The sequence below is a fragment of the Micromonospora sp. NPDC003776 genome (assembly GCF_053605645.1).
On record NZ_JBSGJR010000020.1, the window covers coordinates 23623 to 34263 of the forward strand.

Consider the following 10641-nt stretch of genomic DNA (forward strand, 5'->3'; position numbering starts at 1 on the left):
GGCCGGATACTGGGCTCATGGACCGTGCAGCCCTGGCCGACTTCCTGCGCCGACGCCGCGAGGCGCTGCAACCCGGCGACGTCGGGCTGCCCCCGGGCGCCCGCCGCCGGGCACCCGGGCTGCGGCGGGAGGAGGTCGCCGCCCTCGCCGCCATGTCCACCGACTACTACACCCGGCTGGAACAGCAGCGCGGCCCGCAGCCGAGCGGGCAGATGCTCGCCTCGCTGGCCCGGGCGTTGCGCCTGACCGGCCAGGAACGCGACTACCTGTTCCGGGTGGCCGGGCACAACCCGCCCACCCCGGTGTCCGCGGCCACGCACGTGGCCCCGGCGCTGCTGCGCGTGCTGGACCGCCTGGAGGACACCCCGGCGCTGATCCTGTCCAACCTGGGGGAGACCATCGTGCAGAACCGGATGGCCGAGGCGCTGTTCGGCGACCGCTCCAGCTACACCGGCCTGGCCCGCAGCGAGATCTACCGGTGGTTCACCGACCCGGCCGAGCGGCTGCGCTACCCGGAGGACGACTGGGACCGGCAGAGCCGCGCCCAGGTCGCCAACCTGCGCGCCGCGTACGGGTCGATGGGCCCGCAGTCGCGCGCCGGCGAGCTGGTGCGGGCCCTGCAGAAGGCGAGCCCGGAGTTCGTCGAGCTGTGGGAGCGGCACGAGGTCGCCCAGCGGTTCGCCGACCACAAGACGCTCGTCCACCCCGAGCTGGGCCCGATCGAGCTGGACTGCCAGGTGCTGTTCACCGAGGACCAGTCCCAGGCGCTGCTCGTGCTCACCGCCCCGCCGCGCAGCGAGGGTCACGAGAAGCTGCGGCTGCTCGCCGTGCTCGGCCACGAGCGCTTCACCGCCGGGACGACACCGGGATGATGCCGCCTTTGCCATCCATTGCCATCATTGGCTCGTGGTATGGAACGACGTGGTTCACCATGGGTCTGCCCAGCCGGAACATGGCGTGCCCGGCGCTCGGCTGGACAACCGCACGAACCTGCTGATCGCCGAGTACAACTCGATCCGCGCCGTCGTGGCGCAGAAGTCCTCGGCGTCGCACGCCCTCGTCGGCGCGTACCTGACCGTGGTGGCCGTGATCCTCGGCTTCGTGGTGGCGAACCGCGCCGACCCGCGCCTGCTGCTCACCGTGCCCATCCTGGCCGCCGTCTCCGGCATCACCATCCTGCGGCGCCGCCGCGACCGGGAGGCGGCGAACCGGTACATCCTCGAGGTCCTGCGGCCGATCGCCGTCGAGTGCACCGGCGACGAGCGGATCCTCACCTGGGAGAACTTCTACGCCCGGCACCGGGACGTGCGTTCCCTCCGGTACGAGTTCGGGTTGCAACTGGTCTTCCCGCTCTCCCCGGCCGCCGCCCTGATCGCCACCCTGCCGCTGCTGGACCCGCTCGGCGACTGGCTGGCGTGGCTGGCCGGGTTGATCTTCCTCGGCGCGCTGCTCTTCACGTACGTGCAGCAGAACCGGACGCGTCTCGGCGGGGTCGTCCGCGGCGCCCGCACCTTCTGCCAGACGATCGTCGGGAGGCTGCGCGGGCGGTAGGCCGGTCCAATGACTGACCGGGACGCGGCCAGCATCCAGAGAAATCCACCACATGGTGCCGTCACCTGTTGAGCATTTCGCCGTCTGCCGGGAGCTCAGACACCGAGAGTTTCCTGCCTTGACGCGCTACGAAGCAGCGGGGCCGCCATCACAGATGCCGGTGTGAATCAGCGCCCACCCTCCCGGAATGGGCGCTGATCGGTCGTGGCGGGTTCACCCGGTCTTGCGGAGGCCGGCGAACTGCAGGACGGTGAAGCCCGCTACGACGACCGCCTGCAGGATCACTAGTGCGGTGCCGAGGCCTGTCAACGGGAACCAGCCGGCGACGAGCAGTTCGACGCTCGCGGCCACCCAGGCGATGTTGACGGCCATCACCGCGCCCACGGCGGCCCGGCCCACCGTCTCCCGCGCGGCGAGAAAGAGCAGCGCGGCGGCCCAGGCGACCAGGAAGACACCGATCGGGTAGAGGAAGGCCGCGGGGAGGCCGAACATCTCGCCGAAGATCGCCGCGACGACGACGTAGACGAGCCCGTTGGCGCCGGAGCCGATCGCATCCTGCTTCAGGGCGAAGCGGAGCAGTCTGGCGTCGGCGGCGGGGTGGACGGTGCTGGCGACGGTGGCCATCGTGGCGGTCCCTTCGTAGTGCTGACGTGCGGTTGATCACGAAGCTACGGAGGACCATGCGGAGCCGAATCAGTCATCGTGACGGTAGCTTCCTGGCTGTGTTGCACGGACGAGCCGGGGAGCAGGCGGAGATCGAGCGGCTCCTGGCGGACGCCCGGGCCGGCCGGAGCGGAACCCTGGTCATCCGAGGCCCGGCGGGGATCGGCAAGTCCGCGCTCCTGGACCACGCCGCCGAGCGGGCAGCGGGTATGCGCGTGTTGCGCGGTGTCGGTGTCGAGTCCGAGGCCACGTTGCCCTTCGCCGCGCTCCACCTGCTCCTGCGCGCCGATCTCGACCGGATCGACACGCTGCCCGCGGCGCAGGCCACCGCGCTCAACGCCGCGCTGGGCTTGGGCGACGTCGCCCCGGAGAGCCGCTTCCTGGTGGGCCTGGCGACGCTGAGCCTGCTCGCCGAGCTTGCCGGGGACGGCGCGCTGCTGTGCCTCATCGACGACGCGCACTGGCTCGATCAGGCGTCCATCGACGCGCTGGTGTTCGCCGCCCGCCGCCTCGAGGCGGAAGGCGTCGTCATGATCTTCACCGCCCGCGCGGGCTTCCCCGCCGTAGGGCTGCCCGAACGCCGGCTGGGCAGGCTCGACCGGGCAGCCGCCGCCGCCCTGCTGCCCGCCGACCTTCCACCACAGGTGCGCGAACTCCTCATCGAGGAGGCGGACGGCAACCCGCTCGCGCTCGTCGAACTGCCCGCCGCGCTCAGCGCAGAACAGCGGGCGGGACGACTGTCACCGGTGGGTGCCATACCCGTCGCCGATCGGGTCCAGGAGGCGTTCCAGGCGCAGATCGCCGCCCTGTCCGAGCCCGCGCGAACCGCGCTGCTGATCGCGGCGGCGGACGGCCGCGGTGAGCTGGAGACACTGACCGCTGCCGGCGCCACCCTCGACGGGCTGGGAACGGCCGAACGACACCGGCTGATCGAGATCAAGGGAAACGTCGTCGGCTTCCGTCACCCGCTGATCAGGGCAGCCGCCTACCAGCGCGCCCCGGCCACCCGGCGTCTCGCCGTACATCGGGCCCTTGCCGAGGCCCTCACCCGCTCGCCGGCCGTCGACGCCGCCGACCGGCGGGCGTGGCACCTGGCCGCCGGCGCACTCGGTCCCGACGAGGACATCGCGCAGGAGTTGGCGGACGCGGCGGAACGGGCCCGCACCCGCGGCGGCCACGCCGCGACCGCGGCCGCCTACGAGCGCGCCGCGGAACTCACCCCCGACCCGGTACGACGATCCGGGCGCCGGGCCGCCGCCGCGCTGGCAGCGAGCGACGCCGGACTGACGGTTCGGGCCGCCGCGCTCGCCGACAGCGTCACCCCGGACGTGGACGACCCGGACCTGGTCACCGCGCTCATCCAGGTACGCGCCCACCGCGAATTCGAGTTGGGCACGCCACTCGCGGCGGCCCGGACCATCATGGACGGCGTCCCCCGCGTGGCGGCCCGATCGGCCGAGCAGGCCACCTGGCTGCTGGTGGAGGCCATCCGCTGCGCCTGGTTCGCCGGGGACACGCGCCTGGCGAAGGAGGCCGCCACCCGACTGCGCGCCCTTCCCGAGCGCGATTCACCGCTGCCCGTCGGCGCACTCGGGCTGGCCCGCCTGATGGACGGTGACATCGGCGACGGGATCACCCTGCTGGCTGAGGCGGTGGCCGGACACGAGCACGCCGGGCTGGGGATACCCGGGCTGACCTTCACCGCCTCACTCTGTCTCGCGCTCGGCCGGCCCACCCTCGCGGAGGAGATCACCGGCCGCCTCGTGACGGACTGCCAGACGAGCGGGATGATCGGCTGGCTCGCCTACGCGCTCCAGGATCACGGTTTCGCGCAGGGATGGCTCGGCCGGTACGGCGAGGCCACGGCGACCCTGAACGCAGGGTTGCGGCTGGCCACCGAGCTGGGGCACGAGCACCGGATCGGTCACCTCACGTGCTCGCTGGCCTGGGTGCTCGGGCACCTCGGCGACGTGCAGGGCTGCCGCGCGAAGGCCGAAGAAGGCGTGGCCAGAGCCGACAGGCACGGCATGGCCCTTGCCGCAGCCATCGGGCGTTGGGCGCTCGGCCTGCTCGAACTCGGACTGGGCCGGCCCGACGTCGCCCTGCGGCAACTGGAGGCCATTCCGGTGACCGGCATCGCCGTCCTCTGCGCCCCCGACCAGGTCGAGGCAGCTGTCCGCAGCGGCCGGCCGGCGCAGGCAACCGAGCCGCTCGCCCGGTACGTGGCCTGGGCGCGGCACGCCCGGCAGCCGTCGTCGGACGCGATCGCCCTGCGCTGCCGCGCGCTCGTCGAGGAGGACGAAGCGCACTTCGCGCAGGCCGTACGCCGCCATGAGGACGACCCCCAGCCGTATGAGCTGGCGAGGACACGGCTCCTCTACGGCGAGTGGCTGCGGCGGGCACGGCGGCGGGCCGACGCCCGGACGCAGCTGCGCGGCGCATTGGAGATCTTCGACCGACTCGGTGCGCAGCTGTGGGCCGAGCGCGCTCGCGCGGAGCTGCGCGCGAGCGGCGACGTGCCGGCAGCGCCGCGCCAGGCCGGAGACCCGCTCAGCGTGCTCACCCCCCAGGAGCGGCAGGTCGTCCGGCTCGCGGCCGGTGGCGCCTCCAACCGCGACATCGCCGCGCAGCTCTTTCTCAGTACGCGGACCGTCGGCTACCACCTCTACAAGGCGTTTCCCAAGCTGGGTGTCACGTCCCGAACCCAGCTGGGAGCGATCGTCGAGTCCTCACCGGGGCGCGGCTGACAGCTGGCGGTCCAGCATCGTCGGTCAGGTCGCCGGGTCGCCCGGGGAACGCCCCGGCGCTGAGATTCGCCGTGCCGGGCCAGGGGCCTTCACCGCCGGCACGTCGATCACGGCTGTCGGTGGATGCCGGTGCCGTTCGAGGTCGTGTCGGGCCTGGTGTGGAGGACTTCGCGGGCCTGTTCGGCGGCGCGGGTGATGCTTTCGCTGATGAAGTCGAGGAAGCGGGCGATGTTCTCCAGGCGGTTGGCGGCCGGGGTGTGCGGACCGAGGACCGCGACGCCCTGGCGTGCGGTCTCGACGAGCTGGTCGTTGGCCCGGGCGCTGGCGATCGTCGCCTGGTAGAAGAGTTCGTCGTCGACGACGTAGCGGTCCCGGCGGCGCTCGTCGCGTTCCCGCCGGACGAGGCTCTGGCTCTCCAGGAATGCGATCGCTTTGGAGATCGACGCCGGGCTGACCTGCAGGCGCTGAGCGAGTTGCGACGCGGTGAGGCTGCCGGCGTCCGTGGTGAAGAGGCAGGTCAGCACCCGGGCTCCCATCTTGTTCAGGCCCGAGGCCATGAGCACGGTGGTGAGCGCCTCCTCGTACTCGGCCACGGCCTCGGCGTCGCGTCCCGGTGACTGGGGGGCGGACTCCGACCCGCGGGTGGCGGCGGGCCGGCGCCGGTGCGCCCGGCGTTCGGTGGCACGGTGGGCCAGGTCGGCGCGGTAGGCGGTGGGGCCGCCGTTGCGCATCACCTCGCGGGTGATCGTCGAGGTCGGGCGGCCCAGGCGTCGGGCGATCTCGGCGTAGGGGAGGCTGTCGGCCAGCCCCAGCGCGATCTGCTGGCGTTCCTGCTGGCTGAGCCTGCCTCCCGGCATCGCGATCTCCCTGTCGATCCTGCGGTGGTTCCCTGACGCGCTCACCATAGCGTTCATCGCCTTCTCATTGCAATGCGGGGAGCGGCCAACGTTGCATTACTTCGGGATCTGTTGCAACAAATTCGACGCGTCTAGCTGCTGAAACTGCTATACGGTGCAACAGGTACGTTGCCCAGATTCGGAAAGCAACGTAGCGTTTCTGACATCGGAAACAATGAACGAGCACCGGAGAGCATGATGCAGAAGTTCGACACCCCCGCCCCGATCTCCGCCGTCCTGACCATCCCGGCCGGACGCATCCAGGTCATCGCCGCCGACCGCGCCGACACCACCGTCGAGGTCCGGCCCGCCGACCCCGGCAAGGGCCGCGACGTCCAGACCGCCGAGCGGACCACCGTCGGGTACGCCGACGGGGTCCTGCGGATCCACACCTCCGAGCCCAGGAACCAGCTCTTCGGCCCCTCCGGATCCCTGGAGGTCACCGTCCAACTGCCCGCCGGCTCCCGCATCGAGGCCAAGTCCGCCAGCTCCGAGCTCCGCGGCGTCGGCCGCCTCGGCGACGTCAGCGTCGAAGGCGCGTACCGCCAGATCAAGATCGACGAGGCCGCCAGCCTCCGCCTCACCGCGATCGACGGCGACGTCGAGGTCGGCCGGCTCAACGGCCCCGCGGAGATCAGCACCGCCCGGGGCGACATCCGGATCACCGAGGCCGTGCGCGGCACGGTGGTCCTCCGCACCCAGTCCGGCGACATCTCGATCGCCGCCGCCGCCGGCGTCTCGGCCGCCCTGGACGCCGGCACCGGCTACGGCCGCATCAGCAACGCCCTCAAGAACGACGGCACCACCCAGCTCGACATCCGGGCCAGCACCTCCCACGGCGACATCACCGCCCGCAGCCTCTGAAGGAGCAGAACCATGACGAAGAACAGCACTTCCCCGATCAGTACAAAGTGGACCGGCATGGTGCCGGTGGACGACGCCGCCCTGGCCGTCACCGACACCGGCGGCCCCGGAGTCCCGGTGGTCTACCTCAACGGCCAGTTCGCCACCCAGGGGTACTGGCGGCGCGTCATCGCCGAACTGGGCACGGGGTGGCGGCACATCACCTACGACGAACGGGCCCGCGGCAGATCGAAGCGGTCGGCCGACTACTCCTTCGAGGTGGCCGTCCGGGACGTCGACGCCGTGCTCGCGGCCCGGGGTGTGGACCGGGCGCTGCTGGTGGGCTGGTCCTACGGCGCGGTCGTCGCGGCGCACTGGGCCAGCCGGAACCCGGACCGTACCGTGGGCGCGATCCTGGTCGACGGCGCGTTCCCGTACGACTGGCTCGACGAGGCCATGGAGCAGCGGATCCGGAAGCTGTTCCGCCGGATGAGCTGGTTCCTGCCGCTGCTGCGCCCGACGGGCCTCGCCCCACGGATGACCGCCGAAGAGCAGGCGAACAGCAACATCGAGCTCGGCCGGCTCTCCCGCGAGAGCGAGCTGGGCCCGGTGCTGGACCGCATCACCGTCCCCGTGCGGTACGTGGTCGCTTCGGGGACGTCGTTCGGCAGCCGCGGCGACGAGCAGGAACGGATCCGCACCAGCCTCGACGCGGTGACCGCCCGCAACCCGAACATCGAAATCGGTGCGAAGGTCACCAGCAACCACGGCGCGATCCTCAAGAAGGACTTCCCGGCCGTCGCCGCGGCCGTCCGCGAGGTCGCAGCCCTCGACCACCGGGGGCAGTGACGGTACGGCCGGCGGACCGGCCAACTGGCGGGTTGTGGCCCGGGTGATCGGCCACAACCCGCCAGGACCCTCGGCCGCAGGTCAGGGCGTGGCGAGCGCCTCGGTCGGCGCGAGCCGGGCCGCCCGGATCGCCGGATACAGCCCCGCGAGGGCCCCGATCAGCAGCGTCGCCCCGATCCCGCCGGCCACCGCCCACACCGGCACCACGGACGGCCACGCCTGCGAGAACGCGTACGCCGTCGTGACCCCGCTGCCGAGCAGCACCCCGCCGATCCCGCCGAGGGCGGACAGCAGCAGCGACTCGGCCAGGAACTGGGTGCGCACCTGGCCGCGGGTCGCGCCGAGCGACCGGCGCAGGCCGATCTCCGGGCGGCGCTCCAGCACCGAGATGACCATGGTGTTCGCGACCCCGACGCCGCCGACCAGCAGGGCGACCGCGCCGAGGCCGAGCAGCAGCCCGGTGAACGCCTCGTCGGTGGCCTGCTTCGCGGCGAGGGCGTCGGACGGCCGCGCCACCTTCACCTGGTCCGGCGACTCCGGGTTCGCCGTGGCGCCCAGCACCGCGCGGACCGCCTCGACCGCCGTGTCCGAGGTGCGGGCGTACACCGTGGTGGGGTGCCCGTCGAAGCCCAGGTACGAGGCGGCGGCCTCCCAGCCCACCAGCGCGGACAGGTCCAGCTCCGGCGCGAGGGGCGCCGGCGCCAGGATCCCCACCACGGTGAACCACCGGTTGCCGATCTGCACCTGCACGTCCGGTCCGGCGGTGCCGATGCCCAGCCGCCGGGCCGTGGTGGCACCGAGCACCACCGCCGGGTAGCGGGCGGTCGCGGCGTTGAGCCAAGTGCCGCTCGCCAGCTCCAGCCCGACGGTGTCCCGCAGCTCCAGGCCGGTCGCCCGGGCCGCGATCCCGCCGCTCTCGCCCCGGGAGATCAGGTCCGACCGGTACACCCGCGCGTCTGCGAGCAGCCCGGTGGCCGCGACCTTCCGCACCGGCCCGATCCGCCCGATCATCGCCACCGACTCCGTCGGCAACTGCGCGTTGTCGCCGAAGAGCGTGTTGCCGGGGCTGACGGTGAGCAGGTTGGTGCCGAGCCGGGCCAGCGTGCGGTCCAGCTCCGCCCGCGACGACGCGGAGATCCCCACCACCGCCACCATCGCGGCGATCCCGATCGCGATGCCCAGCGCGGAGAGGAACGCCCGCAGCGGCCGGGTGCGCAGCACGGCCGAGGCCGACGCCGCCCCATGGGAGGGGTTGCCCACGCACCGCGGAACACGACCGCCGGACGAGGCGGCACTCGAGTCGATCTCGCTCGCCCCGTCTGCGCCGGACGCGGTGACCGCGCCGTTCCGGGGCCGCCGCCGGATCGCCGCGGCCGGCCTCACCGGACTGGCCGCGCTGCTGGTCGGGGCCGCGCTCGTGGTCCCCGACCAGCTGGACCGGATCGGGCCCGCGGCCGTGCTGCGGCTCCCGGTCGAGGCGCTCGTCGCGGCGGCGGTGCTGCTCGTCCTCCCGGCTCGGGCGCGCCGGCCGGTCGCCGCCCTCGGCGGGCTGCTGCTCGGCCTGCTCGCCGTGCTGAAGCTGCTCGACATGGGCTTCTTCCTGGCCCGTGGCCGGCCGTTCGACGTGCTGCTCGACTGGGGGCTGTTCGACGACGCGTTCGGCTATCTCACCGACTCGGCCGGCCGGGCTGCCGCGCTCACCGCGGCGGCCGGGGCGGTGCTGCTCGCCGTCGGCCTGCTGGTGCTGGTGACCGTGGCGATGCTGCGGCTGACCCGGCTGCTGGCCCGGCACCGGGCCGCGTCGGCCCGGGTGGTCGCGGCCCTGGCCGTGGTCTGGCTGGGCTGTGCCCTCTTCGGGGTCCGGCTGGCCGCCGGGGTGCCGGTGGCCGACCGGGAGGCGGCCACCCTGCTGGCCGCGCACGCCGGGCAGATCCGCGCCGGGCTGCGGGATCGTGCGGTGTTCGCCGGGGAGGCCGCCACCGACACGTACCGGGACGTGCCGGGCGACCGGTTGCTGACCAGGCTGCGCGGCAAGGATGTGCTGCTCGCGTTCGTGGAGAGCTACGGGCGGGACGCCGTCGAGGACCCACAGCTCGCACCGGGCGTCGACGCGGTGCTCGACGACGGCTACCGGCGACTGCGCGCCGGCGGGTACGACGCCCGGAGCGGCTTCCTCACCTCGCCCACCTTCGGCGGCGGCAGCTGGCTGGCGCACGCCACCCTGCTCTCCGGGCTGTGGATCGACAACGACCAGCGCCACCGGGACCTGCTGGCCGGGGACCGGCTCACCCTCAACGGCGCGTTCCACCGGGCCGGCTGGCAGACCGTCGGGGTGCTGCCGGCCGCCACCCAGCCGTGGCCGGAGCGGACCTTCTTCGGTTACGACCGCTACTACGACGCCGAGCGGCTCGGCTACCGCGGCCCGAAGTTCAGCTACGCGCCGATGCCGGACCAGTACACGCTGGCCACCTTCCAGCGCCTCGAGCGGGCCCGGCCGCACGCCCCGCTGATGGCGGAGATTCCGCTGGTCTCAAGCCACTCCCCCTGGTCGGCCATCCCGAAGCCGGTGCCGTGGGACGCGGTCGGCGACGGGTCGGTCTTCGACGAGGCGTCCACCCGGACCGGGGGCTCCCGGGACGTGGTGCAGCGTGACACCGGCCAGATCCGCGCGGACTACGTGCACTCCATCGAGTACACCCTGGGCACCCTGGTGTCGTACGTGCTGACCTACGGCGGGGACGACCTGGTGCTGGTCTTCCTCGGCGACCACCAGCCGGCCGCCACGGTCACCGGCGAGGGCGCCGGCCGGGACGTGCCGATCACCATCGTGGCGAAGGATCCCAGGGTGCTGGACCGGATCACCGACTGGCGCTGGCAGCCCGGCCTGCGGCCGGGCCCGCAGGCCCCGGTCTGGCGGATGGACACCTTCCGGGACCGCTTCCTCCGCGCCTTCGGCCCCGCCCACTGATCCGCCCCCTCGGCCGACGAGGCGGCATCTTCCCGGGAGATGCCGCCTCGTCGCACCGGGAGGCAGCAGTTTCCCCGACGTTGCCCGGTGCGGACCGCCAGCGCGGCGGACCCCAGGCGCGGCG

General features: G+C 73.1%; 9 protein-coding genes. 6 read left to right on the forward strand and 3 right to left on the reverse strand.

What is annotated here, in order from left to right; genetic code table 11:
• The first annotated feature begins 17 nt into the window (after nt 1-17).
• Together ACWEVO_RS03735 and ACWEVO_RS03740 are read left to right on the forward strand one after the other, a co-directional pair.
• Nucleotides 18-872 (forward strand): helix-turn-helix transcriptional regulator, encoded by an 855-nt coding sequence (locus tag ACWEVO_RS03735; RefSeq protein ID WP_452306021.1) that lies wholly within the window; start codon nt 18-20, stop codon nt 870-872.
• Nucleotides 873-957: 85 nt separating this feature from the next.
• Nucleotides 958-1551: a hypothetical protein gene (locus ACWEVO_RS03740; protein ID WP_452306022.1), complete on the forward strand. Its 594-nt coding sequence runs from the start codon at nt 958-960 to the stop codon at nt 1549-1551.
• Nucleotides 1552-1764: 213 nt separating this feature from the next.
• Here the strand turns inward: ACWEVO_RS03740 and ACWEVO_RS03745 are convergent, their stop codons facing one another.
• A complete protein-coding gene (locus tag ACWEVO_RS03745; protein ID WP_452306023.1) occupies nt 1765-2175 on the reverse strand; it encodes a hypothetical protein in 411 nt (136 codons plus the stop codon).
• 98 nt (nt 2176-2273) lie between these two features.
• Between ACWEVO_RS03745 and ACWEVO_RS03750 the strand changes: the two genes are divergently transcribed.
• A complete protein-coding gene (locus ACWEVO_RS03750) occupies nt 2274-4961 on the forward strand; it encodes a helix-turn-helix transcriptional regulator (protein ID WP_452306024.1) in 2688 nt (895 codons plus the stop codon).
• A 107-nt stretch (nt 4962-5068) separates the two neighbouring features.
• On the opposite strand, the gene ACWEVO_RS03755 is transcribed toward ACWEVO_RS03750, so the two are convergent.
• Nucleotides 5069-5818, reverse strand: coding sequence for a helix-turn-helix domain-containing protein (locus tag ACWEVO_RS03755; protein WP_452306025.1), 750 nt, complete (start codon nt 5816-5818; stop codon nt 5069-5071).
• Nucleotides 5819-6055: 237 nt separating this feature from the next.
• Here ACWEVO_RS03755 and ACWEVO_RS03760 point away from each other — a divergent pair, with 237 nt between their 5' ends.
• Nucleotides 6056-6721, forward strand: a complete 666-nt coding sequence (locus ACWEVO_RS03760) for a DUF4097 family beta strand repeat-containing protein (RefSeq protein WP_452306026.1) — start codon at nt 6056-6058, stop codon at nt 6719-6721.
• A gap of 12 nt (nt 6722-6733) precedes the next feature.
• Nucleotides 6734-7549, forward strand: coding sequence for an alpha/beta fold hydrolase (locus tag ACWEVO_RS03765; RefSeq protein WP_452306027.1), 816 nt, complete (start codon nt 6734-6736; stop codon nt 7547-7549).
• Between the two features lie 81 nt (nt 7550-7630).
• Here the strand turns inward: ACWEVO_RS03765 and ACWEVO_RS03770 are convergent, their stop codons facing one another.
• Nucleotides 7631-8770 carry an ABC transporter permease gene (locus tag ACWEVO_RS03770; RefSeq protein WP_452306028.1) on the reverse strand — a complete coding sequence of 380 codons (1140 nt, stop codon included), beginning with the start codon at nt 8768-8770 and terminating at the stop codon, nt 7631-7633.
• On the opposite strand from ACWEVO_RS03770, the gene ACWEVO_RS03775 reads away from it, so the two are divergent.
• On the forward strand, nt 8724-10517 hold the full coding sequence (locus ACWEVO_RS03775; protein ID WP_452306029.1) for a sulfatase-like hydrolase/transferase: 1794 nt from the start codon (nt 8724-8726) through the stop codon (nt 10515-10517). The genes ACWEVO_RS03770 and ACWEVO_RS03775 overlap by 47 nt on opposite strands.
• Nucleotides 10518-10641: the final 124 nt, after the last annotated feature.